The organism is Streptomyces sp. ML-6, from assembly GCF_030116705.1.
Classification (GTDB): domain Bacteria; phylum Actinomycetota; class Actinomycetes; order Streptomycetales; family Streptomycetaceae; genus Streptomyces.
Window position 1 is genome coordinate 5,393,033 of sequence record NZ_JAOTIK010000001.1, and the last position, 25,074, is coordinate 5,418,106.

Consider the following 25,074-nt stretch of genomic DNA (forward strand, 5'->3'; position numbering starts at 1 on the left):
CGGTGGGCCGGTCCCCCTTCCCTGGGGACCGGCCCACCGGTCGTTCCAGGGCTCTCAGCCGATCAGCTCCGCGTGGCGGCGGCGCCTGGTGGGCGTCCAGCAGCGCAGGATGTCGCGGACGGAGACGATGCCCACCGGCCCGTGGTCGTCCAGCACGATCAGATGGCGGAACCCCCCGTGCGTCATGGCCTCCGCGGCCTCCTCCAGGGTCCAGGTGGGGGCGGCGAAGACCACGTCGGTGGTGGTGTGGGTGGCGACGGTCTCGACGTCGGGATCCTGGCCCCAGCCGATCGCGTCGAGTATGTCGCGTTCGGTGAGGATGCCGAGCCCGCTGGTGTCCTGGTCGAGGACGACCGCGGCCCCGACGCGACGGACCGACATCAGCCGCGCCGCCTGACGGAGCGTGTGGGCGGGGCCGATGGTGAGGACCAGAGTGCTCATGGCGTCACGGACGAGCATGAAGGGAGCCACCTCCTTGTCGGAACGACCACACGGATCGGTTCACAAATGCACAAGTGGGGGGAATCCCAGAATCGCACCGATGCGGGGGACCGGCAAGGCGCGAAGCCGCCCCGGAGTGCGCACACGGGGGCGCGTGACGCCGTCCCGGACCGCCCCCGGTCGGCCGGGGCGGGCCCTTGAGGCGGTCCGGGTGGCGGATGCCCCCCGTGCGCGCCCCGGGCGGTACGGGGCGAGCGGGGCGCGAGGGCGGGCCCGGGATCGGGCCCGGTCCCGGGTCAGTAGCGCTGGTTCAGATAGCCCAGCAGTTCGTGGTGGAGCAGGCCGTTGGAGGCTGCGGCGTTGCCGCCGCCCGGGCCGGAGACCCCGTCCAGGCTGGTGAAACTCCCGCCCGCCTCCTGGACGACGATCGCGTTGGCGGCCATGTCCCAGAGCGAGAGCTCCGGCTCCGCGCAGATGTCCACCGAGCCCTCGGCAACCATCATGTACGGCCAGAAGTCGCCGTACCCGCGGGTGCGCCAGCAGGCCCGGGTCAGATCCAGGAACCCCTCGAGCCGGCCCTGCTCCTCCCAGCCGCTCAGCGATGCGTACGCGAACGAGGCGTCCGCGATCCGCTCGACCTTCGACACCTGGAGCCGGGTCGCGGAGGTCAGACTGCGGCCGGTGAACGCCCCGGCCCCCTTCGCCGCCCACCAGCGCCGGTTCAGCGCCGGGGCCGACACCACGCCGACGACCGGCTGGAAACCCTCCTCCCCGGCCTCCATCAGCGAGATCAGCGTCGCCCAGACGGGCACGCCGCGCACGTAGTTCTTGGTGCCGTCGATCGGGTCGATCACCCAGCGCCGCGGACCGGTGCCCTCGATGCCGAACTCCTCGCCCAGGATCGCGTCACGCGGGCGCGCCCGCTGGAGATGGCCCCGGATCAGCTCCTCGGCGGCCTTGTCGGCCTCGCTCACCGGCGTCATGTCCGGCTTGGTCTCGACCTTGAGGTCCAGGGCCTTGAACCGCTCCATCGTCGCCGCGTCGGCGGCGTCCGCCAGTACATGGGCAAGGCGCAGATCATCGTGGTAATCGGGCATGTCGTCACAGTATCGACCGCGGGTGAACGGGACCACATGACCCCGGCCCCGCACGGGTCATTGACACTTCCCCAAGGTGCCCCAACGCTGGGACGGAGCCCTCGGCGCGGGAGGCGACGATGCCCACAGCGCGGGAAGCACTGCTGGACGCCGCCCTCTCGGCGCTGGCGACCCGGCCCTGGACGGCGGTGCGCATGGTCGACGTGGCAGCCGCCGCCGGCGTCTCCCGGCAGACCCTCCACAACGAGTTCGGCGGCAAGGACGGCCTGGCCCGCGCCCTGCTCCGGGACGCCGCAGACGGCTATCTGGCCGGGGTGGAGCGGGCCCTGGCCTCGGACGGCGGCGCGACGGAGAAGCTGACCGCCACCGCTGTCTGGACCGTCCGGGTCGTACGCGCGAACGCCCTGGTCAGAGGGGTGCTGACGGGGTGCTGGAGCGAGCGGGCACCCCGCCCCGTGCGCTGCGGCACTCCGCCCGTCTCGTCGGTGCCCGCCCAACGGCGCGCCGATGCCGGGACGCCACCGCCCGCGGAGCTGCTCCGCCTGGCCAGGGAACGCGCGGCGGCCGTCCTCGGAGCCTTCGGCCCGGACCCGTCCGCGCAACGGCCACCGACCGACCCGACGGCGCAACGTTCGCCGCACGACCCGGCGGTGCTCGCCCCGCGCTGCGAGATCGTGCTCAGACTGGCCCTGAGCTACGCGCTGGTGCCGGCGCGGCCCGGAACGGGGCGGGGGCCGGTCCCACTGGTGCGCCATGTGCTGGAGGGGCGCCCGGTCCGCTCGTCCGAGCCGCGCTCCCGCAGGTGACCGGTGCGGCGCCGGTCAGTGGGCCGAGCCCGAGAGCTGGAGGCCGATCACCCCGAGGATGACCAGGCTGATGGAGACCAGCTTGAGGGTGGAGACCACGTCGTCGAGGAAGACCATGCCGTAGATCGCGGTGCCCGCCGCGCCGATGCCGGTCCACACGGCGTAGGCGGGCCCCACGTCGAGCTTCTTCAGCGACAGCGTCAGCAGACCGAAGCTGCCGAGGGCGAAGACGGCGAACGCGATGGTCGGCCAGAGCCGGGTGAAGCCGTGCGAGAGTTTCAGGCAGACGGCGAAACCGGTCTCCAGAAGTCCTGCGACCACGACCAGCAGCCACGCCATCGTCAGTGCCCTCCCACGTCGGTGACCGCCTTGCCAGGCTCGGTGTGATTATGCACTTACCGGCGGCGGCGGCTCGCAAACGTGCCCGGCCCCCGACGCGTCGCCCGGTCGCCGAGGCGCCGCCCGGCGCCGCCCGGCGCCGAACGACCGCCGACGGAGCGTTCGGTGGCGAGCGGTGGCCGTGCGTCGTCCGCAGGGAACGGCCGCCGCCGCGGCCCCGGCACGCGTGGTCCCGCGGCGAGCGGTGGCCGACGCCCTCGTCCCGCGACGTGCGGCCGGTCGCCGGGTCAGTCGCCCTCGCGCCGCTCGCGGGTGGACAGCAGCCGGCGCAGCGAGTCGAGCCGGGCCGGGTCGGCGTGGCCGTCCGCCACCCAGGCGTCCAGGGCGCATTCCGGTTGCCGGCTGTCGTGGGTGCAGCCGCGCGGGCACTCCTCGGCGCCGGGCTCCAGGTCCGGGAACGCGTGGATCACCCGGGACGGGTCGATGTGGTTGAGCCCGAAGGAGCGCACCCCGGGGGTGTCGATCACCCAGCCGCGACCGCCGGACAGCGGCAGCGCGAGCGCCGACGTGGTGGTGTGCCGGCCGCGGCCCGTGACCGCGTTGACCACCCCGGTCGTGCGCCGCCGGTCCTTCGGCACGAGGGCGTTGACCAGCGTGGTCTTCCCGACGCCGGAGTGCCCGACGAAGGCGGTGACCCGGTCCTGGAGCTGCTCGCGGACCCGCTCGGCCGCGTCGCCGCTCTCCAGCTCCTCGCGGCTGGTGACGACGAACGGGACGCCCAGCGGGGTGTACGCCTCCAGCAGCTTGTCCGGGGAGGCCAGGTCCGACTTGGTGAGCACCAGGAGCGGGGAGAGGCCGCCGTCGTACGCGGCGACCAGACAGCGGTCGATCATCCGCGGCCGGGGTTCCGGATCGGCCAGCGCCGTGACGATCGCCAGCTGGTCGGCGTTGGCGACGACCACCCGCTCGTACGGATCGTCGTCGTCCGCGGTCCGGCGCAGCACCGAGCGGCGCTCACCGATGCGGACGATGCGGGCGAGGGTGTCCTTGTCGCCGGAGAGGTCCCCGACGATCGAGACGGTGTCGCCCACCACGGCGGCCTTCCGGCCCAGCTCGCGGGCCTTCATCGCCACGACCGTACGGCCGTCGACGAGACAGGTGAGACGGCCGCGGTCGACGGTGAGGACCATGCCGTCCTCGGCGTCCTCGTGCTTGGGACGGATGTGGGTACGGGGCCGGTTGCCCTTGCGGTTGGGGCGGATCCGGACGTCGTCCTCGTCGGGGTTCTTGCCGTAACGGCGCATCTCTCAGACCCCGAGCATTCCGGTCCACATCTGCGGGAAGTCCGGCAGGGTCTTGGCGGTTGTCGCCACGTTCTCGATCTCCACTCCGGGGACGGCAAGGCCGATGACCGACCCCGCGGTTGCCATCCGGTGGTCGTCATACGTATGGAAGGTACCGCCGTGCAGCGGCCGGGGCCGGATGTGGAGCCCGTCGGCGGTCTCGGTGACGTCGCCGCCGAGCTCGTTGATCTCCTTGGTGAGCGCGGCCAGCCGGTCCGTCTCGTGCAGCCGCAGATGGGCGACACCGCTCAGGGTGGACGGCGAATCGGCGAGGGCCGCGACCGCCGCGATGCCGGGCGTCAGCTCGCCGACCTCGCCGAGATCGACGTCGATGCCGTGGATGCGGCCCGATCCGGTGAAGGTGAGGCCGCGCTCGGTCAGCTCGCAGCTGCCGCCCATCGCGGTGAAGATCTCGCGCAGCGCGTCGCCCGGCTGGGTGGTGCGCTCGGGCCAGTCGGGGATGGTGACCCGGCCGCCGGTGACCAGCGCGGCCGCGAGGAACGGCTGGGCGTTGGACAGGTCGGGCTCGATGGTGAGGTCGCGGCCGAGCAGGGCGGAGGGGGAGACCCGCCAGACGTTCGGCTCGCCGCCCGTCTCCGGCTCGTCGACCTGCGCGCCGACCGCCCGCAGCATGTCCACGGTCATCCGGATGTGCGGCATGGAGGGGAGCCGGGCGCCGGTGTGGCGCACCTCCACTCCCTGGTTGAAGCGGGGCGCCGAGAGCAGCAGCGCCGAGACGAACTGGGAGGACGAGGAGGCGTCGATCGCCACCGGCCCGCCGTCCAGCGCACCGCTGCCGTGCACCGTCATCGGCAGCGAGCCGCGCCCCTCGTCGTCGACCCGGGCGCCGAGCACCCGCAGCGCGTCGATCACGCCGTCCAGCGGGCGCTCGTACGAACGCGGGTCGCCGTCGAACCGGATCGGGCCGTCGGCGAGGGCCGCGACCGGCGGCAGGAAGCGCATCACCGTGCCGGCGTTGCCGACGTCGACCGTGGTGGGGCCGTGCAGACCGGCCGGGATGACCCGCCACGCCTCGCCGGACGCCTCCGGGCCGCCCGTGACGGCGGAGCTGGACGAGACCGTCTCCTCGATGCCGACGCCCATCGCGCGCAGCGCCTCGGCCATCAGCAGGGTGTCGCGGGAACGCAACGGGCGGCGCAGCCAGCCGGGCTCGGCGGCGAGCGCGGCGAGGACGAGCGCGCGGTTGGTGACCGACTTCGACCCGGGCACGGTGACGGTCGCGTCGACGGCCCCGGTCGCATGCGGGGCGGGCCAGAGGGCGGGGTGCACGGAGCTTTCGGTCATGGCCCTCACTTTAGTGGCTCACCGCGAACCCGAATCCTGGGCGAAACGATATGAACCCTGGCGTCACACGGGTGCGGCAGCCGACGCGGCCCGGCCTTCGCCGTCCGTCCCGCGCCCGGGGCACCGTCCGTCCCGCGCCCGGGGCACCGCCCGTCTCACATGCCGAGCAGCCAGCGACCCCCACCGATCAGGGAGGAGAGCGACACCGTGTGGAAGAGGAAGAGCCAGAGCGGTGCGGGCACGTCGGTCAGCCGTGACAACTGGTCCGCGTCCGAGTCCGGCGCGCCCCCGCGCCGCCGCATCGACTGGAGCTCGAAGGCCGGCCGTACGCCGCCGAGCAGCAGGAACCAGACCACGGCGTACGCGAACAGCGACTGCACGGCGGGCGAGGCCAGCCCGGACACCAGCAGGAAGGCCGAACCGGTGAGGATCACCGCCAGCGCCCCGTACACGTTGCGGATCATCACCAGCATCGCCACGAGCAGCGCGGTGGCCAGCCACAGCAGCAGCGTGATCCTGCCGTCGACCAGCAGCCACGCCCCGCCCAGCCCCAGCAGCGGCGGGGCGGTGTAACCGGCCGCGGCGGTGAGGATCATGCCGATGCCGGTCGGTCTGCCGCGGCTGAGGGTCAGGCCGCTGGTGTCCGAGTGCAGTCTGATGCCGGTGAGCTGCCGGCCGGTGAGCAGTGCGATCAGCCCGTGGCCGCCCTCGTGCGTGAGGGTGATCGCGTTGCGGCTCAGCCGCCACAGCGGATTCGGTACGACGGCGATGAGGGCGAGCGTCCCGGTCACCACCACGAGCCACTGTTCGGGGGCGGGCTGGGTGCCGGTGAGGCGGTCCCACAGATTGCCCAGATCGGTGCTGTCCATGACGCGGGCGGCTCCTCGCGGTATCGGCGTCCTGTCGTCGTGACGGTCGTGGCAGTCTGGCACTCATGTGCGGACGGTATGCATCGAGTCGGCGGCCCGAGGACCTGGCCGGAATCTTCCAGGTCGAGAAGTGGGAGCCCGCGGAGGCCCTGGCGCCGGACTGGAACGTGGCGCCGACCAAGGAGGTCCACGCGGTACTGGAACGTCCTGTGAAGGACGCGGCGGACCCGCGTCCGGTTCGCCAGATGCGCACCTTGAGATGGGGACTCGTGCCGTCCTGGTCGAAGTCGCCCGACGGTGCCGCGCGGATGATCAACGCCCGCGCGGAGACCGTCCACGAGAAGCCGTCCTTCCGGCGCTCCTTCGTCTCCCGGCGCTGCATCCTGCCCGCCGACGGCTACTACGAATGGGTCACCGGCGCGGACGAGCGGCAGCTGGAGGAGAAGGGGAAGAAGAAGCGCCCGCGCAAGCAGCCGTACTTCGTGACGCCCGCCGACGGGTCCGTCTTCGCGATGGCCGGGCTGTACGACTTCTGGCGCGACCGGACCCTGCCCGACGACCACCCGGGGGCCTGGTGGGTGACCTGCTCGGTGATCACGACGGAGGCGGAGACCACCCCGCTCGGCGTCGCCCCCGCCGAGGGCCCGGCGACGCTCGCCGACATCCACCCCCGGATGCCCCTGATGCTCACCCCGGACCGGTGGGACGCCTGGCTCGACCCGTCGAACACCGAGGCCGAGGAGGTGCGGGGGCTGCTCGCCCCGCCGCCAGCCGGGCTGATGCGGGCCTACCCGGTGGCCACGGCCGTCAGCAACGTCCGCAACAACGGGCCCGAGCTGGTGGAGGAGCTGGCCGCGCCGGAGGAGGGCACCCTCTTCTGACGCCCTCTCGGCCTCCCGCCGGGGGAGGATGGGAGACGTGACCACCCCAGAGAAGGACCGTACGGTCGAGACGGTCGAAACCGACGTCGGACCGGCCAGGATCACCTGGTTCCCCGCCACGGACGCCACGGGCACGACGAACGCCACGAACGCCACGGGCACGACGAACGCCACGAACGCCACGGGCACGACGAACGCCACGAACGCCACGGGCACGACGAACGCCACGAACGCCACGGGCACGACGAACGCCACGAACGCCACGGGCACGACGAACGCCACGAACGCCACGAACGCGGCGGACACCACGGGCACGGCGGGTGCCCGGCTCGTGCTCGCCCTCGGCCACGGCGCGGGCGGCGGCATCGAGGCCCGCGACCTCCGGGCCCTGGCCGCCGCGCTGCCCGCCCACGGGGTGACCGTCGCCCTGGTGGAGCAGCCGTGGCGGGTCGCCGGGAAGAAGCTCGCGCCCGCCCCGAAGACGCTGGACACCGGATGGCGGGGGGTGTGGCCCGCCCTCGCCGCCGCCGGGTTGCCCGTCGTCGCGGGCGGACGCAGCGCCGGGGCCCGGGTGGCCTGCCGGACGGCTGCGGAGCTGGGCGCCCGCGCCGTCCTCGCGCTCGCCTTCCCGCTGCACCCCCCGGGAAAGCCGGAGAAGTCCCGCGAGGACGAGCTCCTCGGCACCGGGGTGCCCACGCTCGTCGTGCAGGGCGGCAACGACCCGTTCGGGCGGCCCGCCGAATTCTCCCCGGGGACGTACCGGATCGCCGAGGTGCCGTACGGCGACCACGGCTTCGCCGTGCCGAAGAAGGCCGGCACGACGCAGGAGGAGGCGCTGGAGACCCTGACCGCCGCCGTGACCGGGTGGCTCTCCATGGTCCTCGCCCCCGGGTGACGCGCACCCCGGGAATGTTGGGGGAGGGGCGGCTGTTGTGCGTGTCATCGGTACATCAACGTCGTATGTGTGGAGAGGGAGTCCGTCGCATGGGTTCGACCATCTGCCCGCGTCGCTCGAACGCCGCTGACCTGGAGTGGACGGTCCTGCATGCGGCCAGGACCGCTCCCGAGCGGGCGGCGGGCGGAACGAATCGACAGGCCGTCCCGGAGCGAGGTCGACTATTCTCCGATTCGAGCGGGTCCGGTTTCGGCTCCGCCCCAGCGTTGGAGGAGGTGGGTCCGGTCACTGGGACCGACACAGGGACCGACGAGGGCCGCGTACCGGAGACGGCTGCCGAGCGCAACGCACGCTTCGAGCGGGACGCTCTCGGTTACCTCGACCAGATGTACTCGGCCGCGTTGCGCATGACGCGCAACCCCGCGGACGCCGAGGACCTGGTCCAGGAGACGTACGCCAAGGCGTACGGCTCCTTCCATCAGTTCCGTGAGGGCACCAACCTCAAGGCGTGGATGTACCGCATCCTCACCAATACCTTCATCAACTCGTACCGCAAGAAGCAGCGGGAACCCCAGCGCAGCGCCGCCGAGGAGATCGAGGACTGGCAGCTGGCGCGCGCCGAGTCCCACATGTCGACCGGTCTGCGATCCGCGGAGTCGCAGGCGCTCGACCACCTGCCCGACTCTGACGTGAAGTCCGCCCTGCAGGCGATCCCCGAGGAGTTCCGCATCGCCGTGTATCTCGCCGATGTGGAGGGCTTTGCCTACAAGGAGATCGCGGACATCATGGGGACTCCCATCGGTACGGTGATGTCCCGACTGCACCGGGGCCGCCGCCAGCTGCGCGGCATGCTGGAGGACTACGCCCGTGAGCGCGGGCTCGTCCCGGCCGGTGCCGGAGAGTCGGACGATCGGAAAGGCTCGGGCTCATGAGCTGCGGAGAGCCGCACGAGACGGACTGCTCGGAGGTGCTCGATCATCTTTACGAGTTCCTCGACCACGAGATGCCCGACAGTGACTGCACCAAGTTCGAGGTGCACTTCGAGGAGTGCTCCCCGTGCCTGGAGAAGTACGGTCTGGAGCAGGCCGTGAAGAAGCTGGTGAAGCGCTGCTGCGGCCAGGACGACGTACCGAGTGATCTGCGGTCCAAGGTGATGGGCCGGATCGATCTGATCCGCTCGGGCCAGGCGGTGCCCGAGCAGGACCTGACGGCCGCGGAGAACGAGACGTCGGCCACCGCCCAGGAGTGACGGCCGGGCCCCGGCCCGACCGGTCCTCCTCGCGTTCCGTACGGGTGGGGCGCGCCGCGCACCACGCGGCGCGCCCCCACTCGTTTCTCCGGGCCCGGCACGCATCCCCGTCGCGGCGGTCCGCCCGGACGTGCACGGCGGGTGACAAGCCCCGGATGTGCACGGCGGGCGGCAAGCATCGACGGTCCCGGCCCGGTACGTCACCCCGCTTGTCACCCGAATGTGCTAATCCGGTCCATTGCCGCTCGGGCCTGCCCGCGAATCGCTAGCGTGGCGCCTCCATTGACCATGTTGGGGGGCGGGCCGGGCGGGTGAGAGCCACACGCGGGGCGGCGCGCGGATACATCCTGGTGGCCGTGATCGGCGCCCTGGCCTGCGTGCTCCCCGTCCTGCGGACCGGGGCGGAGGTCCCGTGGTTCACCCTCGCGCTGCTCACCGGGCTCTACCTGGTCTGTGAACTCCCCGGGCGCTGCCCGTTCTTCGGCGGCTCCGTGCCGATCAGTGCCGGATCGTTCTTTCCGCTGCTGCTCGCCGCCGCGTTCCTGCTGCCGCCCGCCGCCGCCGCCCTCGTCGCCGTGCCCGGATCGCTCGTCGGCCGGGTGGAGCAGCCGCCCGCCGCCGCCCGGCGGGTCTGGCGGGCCGCGCAGCTCGCCGTCACGGTCTGGGCGGCCTCGACCGTCCACGCACTGCTCGGCGGCACCGCGGCGCTCGGCGGGACCGGCACCGGCCCCGACCTCCCGTACGCGATCCTGCCCGCCTGCGTCGCGGCCCTGGTCTTCAGCCTCGTCCTGACCGCGCTGGACGGCTCGATCCTGGTCGTGGCCGAACGGCTGCCGCCGGGGCGCGCCTGGAGCGGACTGCTGTCCCGCTCGCTGGGGCCGCACCAGGTGCACGGGCTCGCCGGGCTGATGATGGCGGTGCTGTGGCGCGGCCCGTACGGACCGCTGTCCGCGCTCATCGTCCTGCTGCCGATGTACATCTCCTGCTGGGTCTTCGCCCAGTACCACCGCGAGCACGCCGCCCACCGCGCCACCATCAGGGCGCTGGTGCAGGCCGTCGACATCAAGGACACCTACACCCGGGGACACAGCGAACGGGTCGGCCGGGCCTCCGTCATCATCGCCCGCGAACTGGGCATGGAGAAGGACCGGTTGGAGGTCCTCCGGTTCGCCGGCATCCTGCACGACGTCGGCAAGCTCGGCGTCCCCACCCGGGTGCTCCGCAAGGACGGGCCGCTCACCCCGGAGGAACGACAGGTGATCGAGCTGCACCCGGAGTACGGGCACGAGATCGTGCGCGGCATCGGCTTCCTCGGCGAGGCGCGGGCCGCGATCCTGCACCACCACGAACGGCTCGACGGCAGCGGCTATCCGTACGGGCTGCGGGGGCGCGAGATCCCGGAGTTCGCGCGGGTCGTCGCGGTGGCGGACGCGTTCGACGCGATGACCTCGACCCGCTCGTACCGGCGGGGGAGGCCGGTGCCCGCCGCGCTGGAGGAGCTGAAGCGGTGCGCGGGCACGCAGTTCGATCCGCAGATGGTGCGGGCGCTGGTGCGCGGGCTGGAGCGGCACGGCTGGTCGGCGGTGACGGCCGGGGTCACGGCGGACGAGCCCCAGGACGCCCGGCCGGGCGGCGACGGGGACGCCGGGGCCCTCCGGCGGCCGGCCCGTCCACGGCCGCCGTCCGGACCCGACCACGTCCCGCCCCCGCAGGCGACGGCCCCGGGCGCGGCGGCGCGTCGTGCGCCCGCCCGTCGCAGGGCGGGACCGGCCGGACCTCCGCAGCGCCCCCGGCCGGGAACGGGCCCGACCGGACGCCCCCGACCGGGCCCGGGACCGGCCGGACGCCCCCGCGCGGCCGTCGCGGGACGGGACCGTCCGGCCCGCCCGCACACAGTCGTCCGGCCCTCAGCCGTCCGGGCCGCAGTCGTCCGCGGACCACCCCCGGTGAGCCGGGACCGGGCCGGGGCGCGGCCGTCCCCCGTCGCCCTCGTCGTCCGGGGCGCCGCCGCCCTGCTCGCCGTCGCGGGACTGGCCCACACCTTCTGGTACGGCGTCCACGACCCCGGCCACGCCCTCGCCTTCGGCGTCCTGATCGCCGTCGGCGAGCTGGCCCGCTGGGGCGCCCTGCCCGCCGAGCGCGAGCCCGCGCCGCTCGGCGCCGCCGGGACGCTCGCGTACGCCCTCCTCGGCCGCAGCGGCGGGGCGCCCACCGCGCACGACGTGTTCCAGGTGATCGCCGTGCTCGTCGCGGCGCAGCTCGTCGCCTGCGTGCCCCAGGTGGCGCGCGGCACCGGGCCGGGTCCCGACCGGGTGGCCCGCCGGATCCTGTCCGTCACCTTCGCCGCCGTCTGCTTCCAGCCGCTGTACAACTCCGGCCAGATCATGAGCCGGCTCGGCGAGGGCCCGTACTACGTGCTCGTCCTGCTGCTGCTCCTGGGGCTCACCGCCCTGTGCGACGCCGTCCTCGCGGCCCTGCTGCTGCACTCGCGCACCCGCCACCCCTATCCGCCGCTGCTGCGGGACCAGCTGCGCGGTCTGGCCGGCATCGGCTCGGCGGTCTGCGCGACCGGTGTCGTGATGGCGCTCGGGGTGGCCGTCGCCGGGCTGTGGGCGCTGCCCGTGCTGTGCGTGCCGCTGCTGCTGACCCAGGTCTCCTTCCGCCGGTTCGTCGCCGTGCGCACCACCTACCGGCAGACCATCGCCTCGCTCGCCCGGGCCACCGAGGTCGCCGGATACACCCCGCACGGGCACGCCCGCCGGGTGGCGGTGCTCTGCCGGGCCGTCGGCCGTGAGCTGGGGCTCTCCGGGCCCCAGCTGACCGTGCTGGAGTACGCGGCCCTGATGCACGACATCGGGCAGCTCTCCCTCGTCGACCCGGTGCCGGACGGGGCGACGGCCACCCTGCCCGCCGCCGAGCAGCGCCGCATCGCCCTGCTCGGCGGGGCCGTGGTCCGGCAGACCGGGGTGGACGCCGAGGTCGCCGTCGTGGTGGAGAGACAGGCAGACCCCTATCGCGAGCAGCCGTTGTCCGCCAGGATCGTCAGGACGGTCAACGCATACGACGACCTCTGCGGGGAAGGGCTCATCGGGCCGCTGGGCGCACTGGAACAGCTCAGGCTCGGGACCGCCCACGACTATCAGCCCGAAGTCGTGGAATCACTGGCCCGGGTCCTGGCCCGGAGCGGTCCGGCCCCGGTTCTCCCCGGGTAACCCATGGGTAATGAGCGAGCGTCCGGCCCGGCATGGTTGGATGCGAAGAAGAGCGGAAAACGAGGGTGTCCAGTCGGGACGGGCGGGAATCGTGAGGATCTTCGGGAAGGTACGGCATCGGCCCTCCGCCTCTTGGCGGCAGGCCACGGACCGCGCGTTCACGCTGATCGGCGACGGCCGGTACGAGGACGCGGGCGCGCTGCTGACACGTGCGGCGGATCTGGAACCCTGGCTCTCCGAGTCGTGGTTCAACCTGGCGCTGCTGCACAAGTTCCGGCATGACTGGGAACAGGCGAGGGCGGCGGGCCTGCGGGCCGTGGCGCTGCTCGACAAGGAGTCCGGCGCCCCCGACTGGTGGAACGTCGGGATCGCCGCCACCGCGCTGCAGGACTGGCCGCTGGCGCGCCGGGCCTGGCAGGCGTACGGCCTGAAGGTGCCGGGCGCCGCTCAGCACACCTCGGCGGCCAACAGCGAGCCGGTCGGCATGGAGCTGGGCAGCGCCGCGGTGCGGCTGTCGCCGGAGGGCGAGGCCGAGGTCGTGTGGGGCCGCAGGCTCGACCCGGCCCGGATGGAGGTGCTGTCCATCCCGCTGCCGTCGTCCGGGCGCCGCTGGGGCGAGGTCGTCCTGCACGACGGGGTGCCCAATGGCGAACGGGTCACCGCGGCCGGGCCCTCGTACCCCGTCTTCGACGAGATCGAGCTGTGGGCGCCGTCCCCCGTGCCCACCTGGGTGGTGCTGCTCGAGGCGGCCACCGAGGCGGACCGGGACGCGCTGGAGCGGCTGGCGTCCGACGCCGGGTTCGCCGCCGAGGACTGGTCGTCCTCCGTGCGGCTGCTCTGCCGGGCCTGTTCGGAGAGCCGGATGGAGAGCGACGAGGGCGACGGCGACCACCTCGACCCGCACGACCACAGCGAGCCGGGACACCCCGGCCCGCTGGGCCACCGCACCGCCGGTGAGCTGTGGGTGCCGGAGCGGGAGTGCGGGATAGCCGCGCCGGCCGGGCTGGTGCGCGGCCTGCTGGACGGCTGGGTGGCGGACAGCCCGGACAGCCGGGAGTGGCGGGACCTCGAAGAGGTCTGCTGACCGGTGCGGCCGGAAAGCCCGCGTCGGTCGGGGCCGCGGCACGGCCCCGACGGCCCCACCCGCGGCCGTTAGGCTGTACGCGCACCGGTCGAGGTGCTCGGCGGTTCCCCGGACTGCCCGGGTCCCAAGGTTTTTGAGGAAGGCATACGGCGGACATGGCGCAACAGGACACGGACGAGCAGATCAACGTCGACGACGAGGGATTCGTCGTGGACACCGAGGACTGTGAGGCGCGCGAGGCCGCCTACCGCGAGCGCGGCACCTCCCGCCCGATCACGGTCGTGGGCAACCCGGTGCTCCACAAGGAGTGCAAGGACGTCACCGAGTTCGGCGACGAGCTGGCCGGGCTGATCGACGACATGTTCGCCAGCCAGCGGACGGCCGAGGGCGTGGGCCTGGCCGCCAACCAGATCGGCGTCGACCTCAAGGTCTTCGTCTACGACTGCCCGGACGACGACGGCGTGCGGCACGTGGGCGTCGTCTGCAACCCCGTGCTGGAGGAGCTGGCGCCCGAGGACCGGGTCCTGGACGACTCCAACGAGGGCTGCCTCTCCGTCCCGACGGCGTACGCCTCGCTGGCCCGCCCGGACTACGCGGTGGTCCGCGGGCAGGATGCCAAGGGCAACCCGATCAAGGTCCGCGGCAGCGGCTACTTCGCCCGCTGCCTCCAGCACGAGACGGACCATCTGTACGGCTACCTGTACATCGACCGCCTCTCCAAGCGGGACCGCAAGGACGCGCTGCGGCAGATGGCGGAGAACACCCCGCGCTACGAGGTCGTGCCGAACGACTGACCGGGCGTCAGCTTGTTGCCGACGGGCCCCGGCCCGCCCCGCGGGGAGGGCCGGGGCCCGTCGGGTTCCCGGACCGGCTGTGGCCGCCAACTGCCATTTCTTTGCGGGAAGTTGACGCGCGTCGACTCGTCCGACAGGCTTTCTTCCCACACCTTTATCGGGTAGGGAGCTCCCTCATGCTCAGACGTACCGCACGACTCCTGCTCGGCCTTGTCATGACCATGGCGTTCGCCTTGGGCGGGGTCGTGGTGACCGCCGGCACCGCACAGGCCGACGACTGCTACACCTGGTCCCGCACGCTGCGCCCCGGCGCCACGGGCAACGACGTCGTCCAGCTCCAGATACGGGTGGCCGGATACCCCGGCTACAACTCCGTGCTGGCCATCGACGGTTCCTACGGCCCGGCCACCACCGCCGCCGTCAAGCGCTTCCAGGCCGCCTACGGCCTCGCCGCCGACGGCATCGCGGGCCCGGCCACCCAGGCCAAGATCTACGCGCTGCAGGACGGCGACTGCACCCCGGCGCACTTCACCTACCCCGAGCTCAACAAGTGCAACAGCACCTGGAGCGGCGGCAAGGTGGCGGCCGGAACGGCCAGGGCCAACGCGCTCAGCTCCATGTGGAAGCTGGAGGCGCTGCGGCACGCGCTCGGTGACCAGTCGATCCGGGTCACCAGCGGATTCCGCTCGGTCTCCTGCAACTCGGCGGTCGGCGGGGCGTCCAACAGCCGCCACATGTACGGGGACGCGGTCGACCTCGGCTCCGGACCGCACTCCCTGTGCACCATCGCCAAGCAGGCCCGCTACCACGGCTTCAACGGGATCCTCGGCCCGGGCTACCCCGGCCACAACGACCACATCCACGTGAACCAGGGCCCCTCGCACTACTGGTCGGCGCCCAGCTGCGGCATCTGACGCACCCGGCACGTCCTGCGCACCAGGGCCCCGGGCACCGGTTCCTCACGGACCGGCGCCCGGGGCCCTTCGCGTGCCGGGTGCCGTGCGGGGCCGCGGATCAGGCCACCTCGGACACCGCGCCGGGGCCGCGGAAGGCGCGGCGGTACGCGTTCGGGGTGGTGTTCAAGGAGCGCACGAACTGGTGGCGCAGCGCGGCGGCGGTCCCGAAGCCGGTGCGCCCGGCGATGGTGTCCACCGTCTCGTCGGACGTCTCCAGCAGGTGCTGCGCCAGGAGCACCCGCTGGCGCAGCAGCCAGCGGTACGGCGTGGTGCCCGTCTCCTGCTGGAAGCGGCGGGCGAAGGTGCGCGGCGACATGTGGGCCTGGGCGGCCAGTTGCTCGACGGTCATCTCCCGGTCGAGGTGGCGCTCCATCCAGACGAGCGTCTCGCCGACGGTGTCGCAGGAGGTGCGCGGCAGCGGGCGCTCGATGTACTGCGCCTGGCCGCCGTCCCGGTGCGGCGGCACCACCATGCGGCGGGCGATCGCATTGGCGACGTGGGGCCCGTACGCCTGCCGGACCAGGTGCAGGCAGGCATCGATACCGGCCGCGGTGCCCGCCGACGTGATGATCTGGCCCTCGTCCACGTACAGCACGTCGGCTTCGACGACGGCCCGGGGGAAGCGGCGGGCCAGTTCCCCGGCATGGCGCCAGTGGGTGGTGCAGCGGCGCCCGTCCAGCAGCCCGGCCGCGCCGAGGAGGTACGCGCCGGAGCAGACGCTCAGCACCCGGGCGCCCCGGTCCACCGCCCGGCGCAGGGCGGCGAGGACCTCCTCGGGGTACTCCCGGTCCACGAAGCGGCCACCGGCGGGCACGGCGATGAGATCGGCCTCCTCCAGGCGGTCGAGGCCGTGCGACGTGCCGATGGTGAAACCGGCGTGGGTCCGGAGCACCGGGCCCTCGGCGGAGACCACGGCGAAGTCGTGCACCGGCAACCCGTCCTCGCTGCGGTCGAGCCCGAAGACCTCGCACAGCACGCCCAGTTCGAAGGGATGGACATCGTCGAGCAGCAGAGCGGCGACATTGTTCAGCATGGAATCAGTGTGGCAGTAATTCGACGTTCCATGACAGTCCTGCCACTGCTGCGAAGGGGCCGCGCAGGCGAGAGTAGAGCCATGAACACATTCCAGAACGTCCTGGGCATACTCGCACTTATCGCTCTCGTCCTGCTGCCCGCCCTGGCCGGGCTCGCCCGGGAGCGCCGCATCGACCGCGAACTGCGCGCCGCACAACGGGCCCGGAGCGACGGACCGCCGAAAACGGCGGACGCCGCGCAGCCCGTCAGAACCGCGCGGCGCCCGTACGTCAGAAGCTGGGCCAGGATCTAGAGAACCTAGAAGTCGTCGTCGAAGGCGACCGAGCCCTCCACCGCCACCTGGTACGCGGACGGGCGGCGCTCGAAGAAGTTCGTCAGCTCCTGCACCCCCTGCAACTCCATGAACGAGAACGGGTTCTCGGAGCCGTAGACCGCCGGGAAGCCCAGCCGGGTGAGCCGCTGGTCGGCGACGCACTCCAGGTACTGCCGCATCGACTCGGTGTTCATGCCGGGCAGGCCGTCACCGCACAGGTCGCGGCCGAACTGCAGCTCCGCCTCGACGGCCTCCTTGAGCATGTCCGTGACCTGCTGCCGCAGCTCTTCGTCGAAGAGGTCCGGCTCCTCCTTGCGGACGGTGTCCACGACCTCGAACGCGAAGTTCATGTGCATCGTCTCGTCCCGGAACACCCAGTTGGTGCCCGTGGCGAGACCGTGCAGCAGCCCCCGCGAACGGAACCAGTAGACGTACGCGAACGCGCCGTAGAAGAACAGCCCCTCGATGCACGCGGCGAAGCAGATCAGGTTCAGCAGGAAGCGGCGCCGGTCGGCCTTCGTCTCCAGGCGCTCGATCTTCTCGACCGAGTCCATCCACCTGAAGCAGAACTGCGCCTTCTCCCGGATCGAGGGGATCTCCTCGACCGCGTCGAACGCCGCCGCCCGGTCGTCCGGATCGGGCAGGTAGGTGTCCAGCAGCGTCAGATAGAACTGGACGTGCACGGCCTCCTCGAAGAGCTGCCGCGACAGGTACAGCCGCGCCTCGGGGGAGTTGATGTGCTTGTACAGCGTCAGCACGAGGTTGTTGGAGACGATCGAGTCACCCGTGGCGAAGAACGCGACGAGCCGGCCGATCAGGTGCTGCTCGCCCGGCGACAGCTTGGCGAGGTCGGCCACGTCGGAGTGCAGATCGACCTCCTCCACCGTCCAGGTGTTCTTGATCGCGTCCCGGTAGCGCTCGTAGAAGTCCGGGTAGCGCATGGGGCGCAGGGTCAGTTCGAAGCCCGGGTCGAGCAGGTTCTTCTCTTCGTTGGCGGTCATTACTGGCAGGCCTCGCAGGACTCGGGGTTTTCCAGGGAGCAGGCGATCGCGTCCGCGTCGGGCGCCGGAACCCGCGGTACGGGAACGGGGGCGGCGGCCGACGCGGCACCGGACGCCGCACGGGCGATCCGGGTCGCCGGGCGCGAACGCAGGTAGTACGTCGTCTTCAGCCCCTGCTTCCAGGCGTACGCGTACATCGAGGAGAGCTTGCCGATCGTCGGCGTCTCCATGAAGAGGTTCAGCGACTGGCTCTGGTCGAGGAACGGGGTACGGGCCGCCGCCATGTCGATCAGACCGCGCTGCGGGATCTCCCACGCCGTGCGGTACAGCGCCCGCACCTCCTCGGGGATCCAGGCGAAGCCCTGCACCGAGCCGCTCGCCTCGCGCAGCGCCTCCCGGGTGCGCGCGTCCCACACCCCCAGCCGCTTCAGGTCCTCCACCAGGTACGCGTTGACCTGGAGGAACTCCCCGCTGAGCGTCTCGCGCTTGAAGAGGTTGGAGACCTGCGGCTCGATGCACTCGTACACGCCCGCGATCGAGGCGATCGTCGCCGTCGGCGCGATGGCCAGCAGCAGCGAGTTGCGCATCCCGCTCCGTGCGACGTGGGCGCGCAGCGCGTCCCAGCGCTCCGGCCAGTTCGGCTCGACGCCGTAGTGGTCGGGGTGCAGCACCCCGCGCGCGGCACGGGTTTGCTCCCAGGCGGGCAGCGGGCCCGAGCGCTCGGCCAGCTCGCAGGACGCCTCGTACGCGGCGAGCATGATCCGCTCGGAGATCATCGTGGAGAGCGCACGGGCCTCGGCGGAGTCGAACGGCAGCCGCAGCTGGAAGAAGACGTCCTGGAGACCCATGGCGCCCAGGCCCACCGGGCGCCACCTGGCGTTGGAGCGGGCGGCCTGCTCGGTCGGGTAGAAGTTGATGTCGACGACCCGGTCCAGGAAGGTCACCGCGGTGCGGACGGTGGCGTCCAGCCGCTCCCAGTCGATGGCGCCGTCGACGACGAACGCGCCGAGGTTGACCGAGCCCAGGTTGCAGACGGCCGTCTCGCCGTCGTCGGTGACCTCCAGGATCTCCGTGCACAGGTTCGACGAGTGGACGACGCGGCCCGGCTCGGCGGTCTGGTTGGCGGTCCGGTTGGCGGCGTCCTTGAACGTCATCCAGCCCTGACCGGTCTGGGCGAGGGTGCGCATCATCCGGCCGTACAGCTCCCGGGCGGGCATCGACTTGCGGGCCAGCCCCTTCGCCTCCGCGGCCCGGTACGCCGCGTCGAAGTCGTCGCCCCACAAGTCCACCAGCTCGGGCACGTCGGCGGGCGAGAACAGCGACCAGTGGCCGTCCGCCTCGACCCGGCGCATGAACTCGTCCGGGATCCAGTGCGCCAGGTTGAGGTTGTGCGTGCGCCGCTGGTCCTCGCCGGTGTTGTCCCGCAGCTCCAGGAACTCCTCGATGTCCGCGTGCCAGGTCTCCAGGTAGACCGCGGCGGCACCCTTGCGCCGGCCGCCCTGGTTGACCGCGGCGACGGAGGCGTCGAGCGTCTTCAGGAACGGCACGATGCCGTTGGAGTGCCCGTTGGTGCCGCGGATCAGCGAACCCCGGGAACGGATGCGGGAGTACGGCAGGCCGATGCCCCCGGCGTGCTTGGAGAGCCGGGCCACCTGGTGGTAGCGGTCGTAGATCGAGTCCAGCTCGTCGAGCGGGGAGTCCAGCAGGTAGCAGGAGGACATCTGCGGGTGCCGGGTGCCGGAGTTGAAGAGGGTCGGCGAGGAGGGCAGGTAGTCGAGCCGGCTCATCAGCCCGTACAGCGCCGCGACCTCGTCCACGGCACGCGGGGAGTCGTCCTCGGCGAGCCCGGACGCGACCCGGAGCATGAAGTGCTGCGGCGTCTCGACGACCTGACGGGTGTGCGGGTGACGCAGCAGGTAGCGGCTGTGCAGGGTCCGCAGCCCGAAGTAGCCGAAGCGGTCGTCGGCGCCGTCGGCGAGCGCGCGCTCCACCAGCGCGTCGAGGGCGTCCGCGTTGCGGGCGACGAAGCCGGCCGTGCGGTCGGCGATCAGGCCCTCGCGGTGCCCGACGGCGACCGAGGCGGAGAAGGAGACGGCGCCCTGGCCGGCGGCCTCGTCCGCGATGGCGCGGGTCAGGAGCCGGGCGGCGAGCCGGGAGTAGGCGGGGTCCTCGGAGATCAGTCCGGCGGCGGCCTCGGTGGCCAGCGCACACAGCTCGGCCTCGTCCGCCCGCGCGCTGCGGCCGCGCAGTGCGGCGGCGGCGACGCGCCCGGGGTCGGTGTCGGGCAGATCGGCGGTGAGGTCGGTCAGGGTCCGCAGCAGCGCGGCCCCCGGTCCGTCGTGTGCGGCTGCCCCGGAATCGGCGGCCGTGGACGCGGCGACCGAAGCCGGATCGGCTGGCGCGATGGTCACGTGGTGCTCTCCCTCGCTCGGCTCGGGGCCGGCGGGGGAACGGGGCGGCCGTGCGGGCACGCACCCGGGACGGGACGGCGCTCCGCACGGCGTCCGCCGGCCCAACCGCGAGGCCCGGACGTCTGGCGCCCGGATCGGTCGAGCCGGACGCACTGTCGGCAGGTCCTCGGACTTGTCCGGGGTGCGCGAATGCGCACTGAACACACCGTTGCGGGACAGTTCCGGATTCGCACCGGATTCCCCTGCGGCGACAGCGAGGATGAGCATACATGTGGGGGCAGCCCGATGAAGCAGCCCCCAGATGTTGTGTCGGTCAGCTCGGTCCGGACCGGCGGGAAGCGCCCTGCGGGCCTTCCGGAAACAGCGGACGGCCCGCTCCCGCCGCCCTTCGGGAAGGGGCGGGAACGGGCCGTCACGGGGCGTCAGTGGCCGCCGGGCGCCCCCGCCGTGGCCGGCGGGAGCTCGGCGGCGACACCCGGATCGCCCGCGTCGGCCGTGTAGTCGGACGGCGAGGTCTCGTCGGTCCCGGCGGGCGCCTTCATGGCGTTCAGGACCAGGGTGAGCACCACCACGACCACCGCGTTCAGCACGAACGCGGTGAGACCGATGTAGCCGATCTCGCCGATGCCGGGGATCTCCGCGGACGAGCCGCCGAAGTGCTCCTGCGTCGGCGAGGCGACCCCGTACGCGGCCACCGTCCCGTACACCATGCCGACCGCCCAGCCCGCGAGCAGCGCCCAGCGGTGGAACCAGCGGGTGAACAGGCCGCCGACCAGGGCCGGCATCGTCTGGAGGATCCAGATCCCGCCGAGCAGCTGGAAGTTGATCGCGACGGTCTTGTCCATCGTGAGGACGAAGGCGAGCGCCCCGACCTTGACGAGCAGCGAGACCAGCTTGGAGACCTTGGTCTCCTGCTCCGGGGTGGCGTCCGGCTTCAGGAAGTCCTTGTAGATGTTGCGGGTGAAGAGGTTGGCCGCGGCGATCGACATGATCGCGGCGGGCACCAGGGCCCCGATGCCGATGGCGGCGAACGCGACGCCGGCGAACCAGTCCGGGAACATGTTCTCGAACAGCTGCGGAATGGCCAGCTGCCCGTTGTCCACCTTGATCCCGGCGGCGATCGCCATGAAGCCGAGCAGCGCCAGCAGGCCCAGCATCAGCGAATACAGCGGCAGGATCGTGGTGTTGCGCCGGATCACGTCACGGCTGCGGCTGGAGAGCGTCGCCGTGATCGAGTGCGGGTACATGAAGAGCGCCAGCGCCGAGCCCAGGGCCAGGGTGGCGTATCCCCAGTGGCCCGCCTCGCCCGGTGCGAGCGCGCCGCGCGGCTTGCCGGTGTCCGGGTTGGTCTGCGAGAACGCCTCGCCCGCCTTGGCGAAGATGTCGTCGAAGCCGCCCAGCTTGATCGGGATGTAGATGATCGCCACCGCGATGACCAGGTAGATCAGCCCGTCCTTGACGAACGCGATCAGCGCGGGGGCCCGCAGCCCGGAGGAGTAGGTGTACGCGGCGAGCACCGCGAACGCGATCAGCAGCGGCAGGTCCTTGATGAACCAGTGGGTGTTCTCGCCGCCGCCGACGCCCATCACGTCCAGCACCGCCTGGATGCCGACGAGCTGGAGCGCGATGTACGGCATCGTGGCGAGGATGCCGGTGAGGGCGACCGCCAGCGACAGGCCCTTCGAGCCGAACCGTCCGCGCACGAAGTCCGAGGTGGTGACGTACCCGTGCCTGTGCGAGACCGACCACAGCCGGGGCAGGAAGGTGAAGATCAGCGGGTACACGAGGATCGTGTACGGCACGGCGAAGAAGCCGGCCGCGCCCGCCGCGTAGATCGCCGCGGGAACGGCGACGAAGGTGTACGCGGTGTACAGGTCGCCGCCGAGCAGGAACCAGGTGACCCAGGTGCCGAACGACCGTCCGCCCAGGCCCCATTCGTCGAGACTGGCCTCGTTCTCCGCCTTGCGCCAGCGCGCCGCCATGAACCCCATGACCGTGACGGCCACGAAGAAGAAGATGAAGACGCCGAGCGCGACGCCGTTCACACCGTCCTTCATGAGGAAGAACCCCCCTTGCGGGCGCGCTGGTCACGCTGCCACAGCTTGTACGCGACCATCGTGAGCGCGGTGGAGATCAGCACCCAGAGCATCTGGTACCAGTAGAAGAACGGGATGCCGATGAAGGCGGGGTCCACCTTCGCGTAGGAACTCACCCAGAGCATCGCCACGAACGGGGCGACGAGACAGAGGGCGATGACCACGCGCACGGGTGTGACGGTGGGTGGTTTCTCTTCGGGTTCTGCTGGCATGAGGCGGCTCCGTCCCCTCGCTGGTTACCTCGTGATGGGCAGGGAATCTAAGCGAGCTTCCGGGCAGCGTCACCCCCGTCCGCATTGCGGTCCGGCAACGGTGCGTCGAGCGGGCGGATACGTGCGACGAGCGGTCGTACGCACGGTTCCGGTCCGTACCAACGGGGTGGACGGCATGCGGAAAACCCCTGCGGAACGGTGGGTTCCGCAGGGGTTTTCCGTAGGGATTCCGAGGGGTGGCGGTGGCGGGCCGATGGCCGGAATTCGTCCTCGGCCCCGCCGTGCTCAGTCGGTGGGCCGCTTCAGGCGCGCCACGAACTTGTACCGGTCGCCCCGGTAGACCGAGCGCACCCACTCCACCGGCTCGCCCCGTCCGTCGAGCGAGTGCCGGGACAGCATCAGCATCGGCAGGCCCACGTCCGTGCCGAGCAGACCGGCCTCGCGCGGGGTGGCCAGCGAGGTCTCGATGGTCTCCTCGGCCTCCGCCAGCCGCACGTCGTACACCTCGGCCAGCGCGGTGTAGAGCGAGGTGTACTTCACCAGCGAACGGCGCAGCGCGGGAAAGCGCTTGGCCGAAAGGTGCGTGGTCTCGATCGCCATCGGCTCCCCGCTGGCGAGCCGCAGCCGCTCGATCCGCAGCACCCGGCCGCCGGTGGTGATGTCGAGCAGTCCGGCGAGCGTGTCGTCGGCCGTGACGTAGCCGATGTCCAGGAGCTGGGAGGTCGGTTCCAGCCCCTGGGCGCGCATGTCCTCGGTGTACGAGGTCAGTTGCAGGGCCTGCGAGACCTTCGGCTTGGCCACGAAGGTGCCCTTGCCCTGGATGCGCTCCAGCCGGCCCTCGACGACCAGCTCCTGGAGCGCCTGGCGCACGGTGGTGCGCGAGGTGTCGAACTCGGCGGCCAGGGTCCGCTCCGGAGGCACGGGGGTGCCCGGTGGCATGGTGTCCGTCATGTCGAGGAGATGTCGCTTCAGCCGGTAGTACTTCGGGACGCGCGCCGTCCGCGTGGCCGCGCCCGTCTCGTTCTCCGTGCTTCCCCCGTCGGCACCCATGGCCCGCCTTCCCGACTGCTGCGTTGCTGCCGTCACCGGCTCCTCCGTCTGTCGCGGCTCACATGGTGGCACGGTCCGGTCACGGGTCGTCGCCCTCCCTTAGGTGTCGGTCCGATAACGGACGCGAGTGCACTTCTTATACACCCTTGACACCCCTAAAGGTCTAGGCCAAGCTCCCGGTACTGGTCTAAACCATTAAAGACCAGGTCCAGCCCCAGCAGTACTCGTCGAATGTCTTCGCGGTGGTGGGCGGGGTTGCAGCATCCCTGAGGAGGGTTTGGCGTGAAGCGCAAGCTCATCGCGGCGATCGGCGTCGCGGGCATGTTGATGTCGGTCGCGGCATGCGGTTCGGACGACAAGGCGTCGTCCAAGGACCCGAAGGACCGCAAGGAGGACCTGACCGTCTGGCTGATGGGCGACGCCCAGTCCACCTGGCCGGAGCTGGTCAAGGACGTCAACGCCGAGTTCAACAAGAAGTACCCCAACGTCAAGGTCAACATTCAGTACCAGCAGTGGGGTGACAAGGTCAAGAAGCTTGACACCGCGCTCGGTGGTGACAAGTTCCCGGACGTCGTCGAACTCGGCAACACCGAAACCATGCAGTACATCCTCAATGGTGCGCTCGGCGAGATCGACCCCAAGAAGTACGAGAACTCCGACACCTGGATCAAGGGCCTCAAGGACACCTGTTCCTACGAGGGCAAGCTCTACTGCGTTCCGTACTACGCCAGCGCCCGCCTCGCCATCTACAACAAGGACATGCTGAAGGCCGGCACCGGCAGCGACGTCCTCCCGGAGAGCGAGGACGAGTTCCTCAAGGCGATGGACAAGGTCTCGGCGGAGCTCGGCAAGAAGGACAAGCGCGCCTCCTCCGTGTACTACCCGGGCCGGTACTGGTACGCCGCGATGTCCTACGTGGCGGCCTACGGCGGCCAGATCGCCACGTACGACGAGGGCAGCAAGGAGTGGAAGGGCTCCCTCTCCTCGCCCGAGGCGCAGAAGGGCATCACCCACTACGTCGATCTGGTCAAGAAGTACAACAAGGCCGACCAGACGAAGGACGAGCAGGACCACGCCAACGTCATGGCCAACGAGAAGGCCGCGGTCATCTACGGCCAGGGCTGGGAGGCCGGCAGCGTCACCGCGGGCGAGAACGGCAACCCGAAGCTGGAAGGCAAGATCGCCACCGCCGGTATGCCCGGCCCGAACGGCAAGGCGCTCCCGTCCTTCATCGGCGGCTCCGACCTGGCGACCATCTCCAAGTCCAAGGTCCAGGACCTCGGCGAGGAGTGGATCTCCCTCTTCACCAACGCGAAGTCCATGGACGTCCTCGCGTCGAAGAACATCCTCCCGAACAACGAGAAGCAGCTCGAGCCGCTGAAGGCCAAGCCGGAGACGGCCCCCATCGCCAACGCGGTGCCGGAAGCCTGGTTCACGCCGATCGCTCCGGGCTGGGCCTCGATCGAGAAGGAAGAGACGCTGGAGAAGCTTCTCCTGGACGTCCTGAAGGGCACCTCGGTCGCCGAGGCCACCAAGAAGGCCGACGCCGAGATCAACGGTCTGATCAACAAGAAGGCCTGAGCCTTCCGAACTGCCAGGTGGGGGCCCGGCACTGTGCCGGGCCCCCACCCTTTCAGCTAGAGACTGCTGTGATTTCCGGGGCTCGCCCCGGATCCCGCGATGGA

The 25,074-nt window shown here is 71.6% G+C and carries 22 protein-coding genes, 2 pseudogenes and 1 riboswitch; of the genes and pseudogenes, 12 read left to right on the forward strand and 12 right to left on the reverse strand.

The window, feature by feature from the left end; translation table 11 throughout:
* Positions 1 to 54: 54 nt before the first annotated feature.
* Both OCT49_RS24010 and hisN read right to left on the reverse strand, forming a co-directional pair.
* Positions 55 to 459, reverse strand: a complete 405-nt coding sequence (locus tag OCT49_RS24010; protein ID WP_283853900.1) for a CBS domain-containing protein — start codon at positions 457 to 459, stop codon at positions 55 to 57.
* Positions 460 to 737: 278 nt separating this feature from the next.
* On the reverse strand, positions 738 to 1,538 hold the full coding sequence (hisN, locus tag OCT49_RS24015) for a histidinol-phosphatase (protein WP_283853901.1): 801 nt from the start codon (positions 1,536 to 1,538) through the stop codon (positions 738 to 740).
* Between the two features lie 119 nt (positions 1,539 to 1,657).
* Here hisN and OCT49_RS24020 point away from each other — a divergent pair, with 119 nt between their 5' ends.
* Positions 1,658 to 2,344 carry a TetR/AcrR family transcriptional regulator gene (locus OCT49_RS24020; RefSeq protein WP_283853902.1) on the forward strand — a complete coding sequence of 229 codons (687 nt, stop codon included), beginning with the start codon at positions 1,658 to 1,660 and terminating at the stop codon, positions 2,342 to 2,344.
* A gap of 15 nt (positions 2,345 to 2,359) precedes the next feature.
* On the opposite strand, the gene OCT49_RS24025 is transcribed toward OCT49_RS24020, so the two are convergent.
* The 4 genes from OCT49_RS24025 to OCT49_RS24040 form a co-directional block, all read right to left on the reverse strand.
* The gene (locus OCT49_RS24025) at positions 2,360 to 2,683 is read right to left on the reverse strand and encodes a DMT family transporter (protein ID WP_283853903.1); all 324 of its coding nucleotides are present in this window, start codon (positions 2,681 to 2,683) and stop codon (positions 2,360 to 2,362) included.
* Between the two features lie 287 nt (positions 2,684 to 2,970).
* Positions 2,971 to 3,987 carry a ribosome small subunit-dependent GTPase A gene (gene rsgA, locus OCT49_RS24030; protein ID WP_283853904.1) on the reverse strand — a complete coding sequence of 339 codons (1,017 nt, stop codon included), beginning with the start codon at positions 3,985 to 3,987 and terminating at the stop codon, positions 2,971 to 2,973.
* 3 nt (positions 3,988 to 3,990) lie between these two features.
* A complete protein-coding gene (aroA, locus tag OCT49_RS24035) occupies positions 3,991 to 5,331 on the reverse strand; it encodes a 3-phosphoshikimate 1-carboxyvinyltransferase (protein WP_283853905.1) in 1,341 nt (446 codons plus the stop codon).
* 155 nt (positions 5,332 to 5,486) lie between these two features.
* Positions 5,487 to 6,200, reverse strand: coding sequence for a M50 family metallopeptidase (locus tag OCT49_RS24040; RefSeq protein WP_283853906.1), 714 nt, complete (start codon positions 6,198 to 6,200; stop codon positions 5,487 to 5,489).
* Between the two features lie 65 nt (positions 6,201 to 6,265).
* On the opposite strand from OCT49_RS24040, the gene OCT49_RS24045 reads away from it, so the two are divergent.
* The 9 genes and pseudogenes from OCT49_RS24045 to OCT49_RS24085 all read left to right on the forward strand — a co-directional run bounded on the left by OCT49_RS24045 (position 6,266) and on the right by OCT49_RS24085 (position 15,229).
* Entirely contained in the window at positions 6,266 to 7,081 is an 816-nt protein-coding gene (locus OCT49_RS24045; protein WP_283853907.1) for an SOS response-associated peptidase, read from the forward strand.
* Positions 7,082 to 7,400: 319 nt separating this feature from the next.
* A pseudogene (locus OCT49_RS24050) lies at positions 7,401 to 7,976 on the forward strand (alpha/beta hydrolase family protein); the annotation flags it as partial.
* A gap of 275 nt (positions 7,977 to 8,251) precedes the next feature.
* A complete protein-coding gene (locus OCT49_RS24055) occupies positions 8,252 to 8,908 on the forward strand; it encodes a sigma-70 family RNA polymerase sigma factor (RefSeq protein ID WP_283853908.1) in 657 nt (218 codons plus the stop codon).
* The gene (rsrA, locus tag OCT49_RS24060) at positions 8,905 to 9,225 is read left to right on the forward strand and encodes a mycothiol system anti-sigma-R factor (protein WP_283853909.1); all 321 of its coding nucleotides are present in this window, start codon (positions 8,905 to 8,907) and stop codon (positions 9,223 to 9,225) included. The genes OCT49_RS24055 and rsrA overlap by 4 nt, the downstream gene beginning before the upstream one ends.
* A gap of 311 nt (positions 9,226 to 9,536) precedes the next feature.
* A pseudogene (locus tag OCT49_RS24065) lies at positions 9,537 to 10,919 on the forward strand (HD-GYP domain-containing protein); the annotation flags it as partial.
* 252 nt (positions 10,920 to 11,171) lie between these two features.
* A complete protein-coding gene (locus OCT49_RS24070) occupies positions 11,172 to 12,437 on the forward strand; it encodes an HD-GYP domain-containing protein (protein ID WP_283855921.1) in 1,266 nt (421 codons plus the stop codon).
* A 91-nt stretch (positions 12,438 to 12,528) separates the two neighbouring features.
* Positions 12,529 to 13,521 (forward strand): tetratricopeptide repeat protein, encoded by a 993-nt coding sequence (locus OCT49_RS24075; RefSeq protein ID WP_283853910.1) that lies wholly within the window; start codon positions 12,529 to 12,531, stop codon positions 13,519 to 13,521.
* Positions 13,522 to 13,676: 155 nt separating this feature from the next.
* Complete coding sequence (gene def, locus OCT49_RS24080) at positions 13,677 to 14,315, forward strand: peptide deformylase (protein ID WP_283853911.1); 639 nt, start codon at positions 13,677 to 13,679, stop codon at positions 14,313 to 14,315.
* A 176-nt stretch (positions 14,316 to 14,491) separates the two neighbouring features.
* Positions 14,492 to 15,229 (forward strand): D-Ala-D-Ala carboxypeptidase family metallohydrolase, encoded by a 738-nt coding sequence (locus OCT49_RS24085; protein ID WP_283853912.1) that lies wholly within the window; start codon positions 14,492 to 14,494, stop codon positions 15,227 to 15,229.
* Between the two features lie 100 nt (positions 15,230 to 15,329).
* On the opposite strand, the gene OCT49_RS24090 is transcribed toward OCT49_RS24085, so the two are convergent.
* A complete protein-coding gene (locus OCT49_RS24090) occupies positions 15,330 to 16,304 on the reverse strand; it encodes a GlxA family transcriptional regulator (protein WP_283853913.1) in 975 nt (324 codons plus the stop codon).
* Between the two features lie 81 nt (positions 16,305 to 16,385).
* Here OCT49_RS24090 and OCT49_RS24095 point away from each other — a divergent pair, with 81 nt between their 5' ends.
* A complete protein-coding gene (locus OCT49_RS24095; RefSeq protein ID WP_283853914.1) occupies positions 16,386 to 16,598 on the forward strand; it encodes a hypothetical protein in 213 nt (70 codons plus the stop codon).
* Between the two features lie 5 nt (positions 16,599 to 16,603).
* Here the strand turns inward: OCT49_RS24095 and OCT49_RS24100 are convergent, their stop codons facing one another.
* From OCT49_RS24100 to OCT49_RS24120, 5 genes are all read right to left on the reverse strand, one after another.
* Positions 16,604 to 17,620, reverse strand: a complete 1,017-nt coding sequence (locus OCT49_RS24100; RefSeq protein WP_283853915.1) for a ribonucleotide-diphosphate reductase subunit beta — start codon at positions 17,618 to 17,620, stop codon at positions 16,604 to 16,606.
* Positions 17,620 to 20,031: a ribonucleoside-diphosphate reductase subunit alpha gene (locus tag OCT49_RS24105; protein ID WP_283853916.1), complete on the reverse strand. Its 2,412-nt coding sequence runs from the start codon at positions 20,029 to 20,031 to the stop codon at positions 17,620 to 17,622. Before OCT49_RS24105 ends, OCT49_RS24100 begins: the two co-directional genes overlap by 1 nt.
* A gap of 140 nt (positions 20,032 to 20,171) precedes the next feature.
* A riboswitch (cobalamin riboswitch) is annotated at positions 20,172 to 20,298 on the reverse strand.
* 155 nt (positions 20,299 to 20,453) lie between these two features.
* Positions 20,454 to 22,088, reverse strand: a complete 1,635-nt coding sequence (gene mctP, locus OCT49_RS24110; RefSeq protein WP_283853917.1) for a monocarboxylate uptake permease MctP — start codon at positions 22,086 to 22,088, stop codon at positions 20,454 to 20,456.
* Positions 22,085 to 22,339, reverse strand: a complete 255-nt coding sequence (locus tag OCT49_RS24115; RefSeq protein ID WP_283853918.1) for a DUF3311 domain-containing protein — start codon at positions 22,337 to 22,339, stop codon at positions 22,085 to 22,087. Before OCT49_RS24115 ends, mctP begins: the two co-directional genes overlap by 4 nt.
* A 285-nt stretch (positions 22,340 to 22,624) precedes the next feature.
* Entirely contained in the window at positions 22,625 to 23,389 is a 765-nt protein-coding gene (locus OCT49_RS24120; RefSeq protein ID WP_283855922.1) for a GntR family transcriptional regulator, read from the reverse strand.
* A gap of 282 nt (positions 23,390 to 23,671) precedes the next feature.
* Here OCT49_RS24120 and OCT49_RS24125 point away from each other — a divergent pair, with 282 nt between their 5' ends.
* Complete coding sequence (locus OCT49_RS24125) at positions 23,672 to 24,970, forward strand: sugar ABC transporter substrate-binding protein (RefSeq protein WP_283853919.1); 1,299 nt, start codon at positions 23,672 to 23,674, stop codon at positions 24,968 to 24,970.
* Positions 24,971 to 25,074: the final 104 nt, after the last annotated feature.

Excerpts from the sequence above, each read along its gene's own strand:
- OCT49_RS24010 (WP_283853900.1), bottom strand. The coding sequence starts at position 459 with ATGCTCGTCCGTGACGCCATGAGCACTCTGGTCCTCACCATCGGCCCC.
- hisN (WP_283853901.1), bottom strand. The coding sequence starts at position 1,538 with ATGCCCGATTACCACGATGATCTGCGCCTTGCCCATGTACTGGCGGAC.
- OCT49_RS24020 (WP_283853902.1), top strand. The coding sequence starts at position 1,658 with ATGCCCACAGCGCGGGAAGCACTGCTGGACGCCGCCCTCTCGGCGCTG.
- OCT49_RS24025 (WP_283853903.1), bottom strand. The coding sequence starts at position 2,683 with ATGGCGTGGCTGCTGGTCGTGGTCGCAGGACTTCTGGAGACCGGTTTC.
- rsgA (WP_283853904.1), bottom strand. The coding sequence starts at position 3,987 with ATGCGCCGTTACGGCAAGAACCCCGACGAGGACGACGTCCGGATCCGC.
- aroA (WP_283853905.1), bottom strand. The coding sequence starts at position 5,331 with ATGACCGAAAGCTCCGTGCACCCCGCCCTCTGGCCCGCCCCGCATGCG.
- OCT49_RS24040 (WP_283853906.1), bottom strand. The coding sequence starts at position 6,200 with ATGGACAGCACCGATCTGGGCAATCTGTGGGACCGCCTCACCGGCACC.
- OCT49_RS24045 (WP_283853907.1), top strand. The coding sequence starts at position 6,266 with ATGTGCGGACGGTATGCATCGAGTCGGCGGCCCGAGGACCTGGCCGGA.
- rsrA (WP_283853909.1), top strand. The coding sequence starts at position 8,905 with ATGAGCTGCGGAGAGCCGCACGAGACGGACTGCTCGGAGGTGCTCGAT.
- def (WP_283853911.1), top strand. The coding sequence starts at position 13,677 with ATGGCGCAACAGGACACGGACGAGCAGATCAACGTCGACGACGAGGGA.
- OCT49_RS24085 (WP_283853912.1), top strand. The coding sequence starts at position 14,492 with ATGCTCAGACGTACCGCACGACTCCTGCTCGGCCTTGTCATGACCATG.
- OCT49_RS24090 (WP_283853913.1), bottom strand. The coding sequence starts at position 16,304 with ATGCTGAACAATGTCGCCGCTCTGCTGCTCGACGATGTCCATCCCTTC.
- OCT49_RS24095 (WP_283853914.1), top strand. The coding sequence starts at position 16,386 with ATGAACACATTCCAGAACGTCCTGGGCATACTCGCACTTATCGCTCTC.
- OCT49_RS24100 (WP_283853915.1), bottom strand. The coding sequence starts at position 17,620 with ATGACCGCCAACGAAGAGAAGAACCTGCTCGACCCGGGCTTCGAACTG.
- mctP (WP_283853917.1), bottom strand. The coding sequence starts at position 22,088 with ATGAAGGACGGTGTGAACGGCGTCGCGCTCGGCGTCTTCATCTTCTTC.
- OCT49_RS24115 (WP_283853918.1), bottom strand. The coding sequence starts at position 22,339 with ATGCCAGCAGAACCCGAAGAGAAACCACCCACCGTCACACCCGTGCGC.
- OCT49_RS24120 (WP_283855922.1), bottom strand. The coding sequence starts at position 23,389 with ATGGGTGCCGACGGGGGAAGCACGGAGAACGAGACGGGCGCGGCCACG.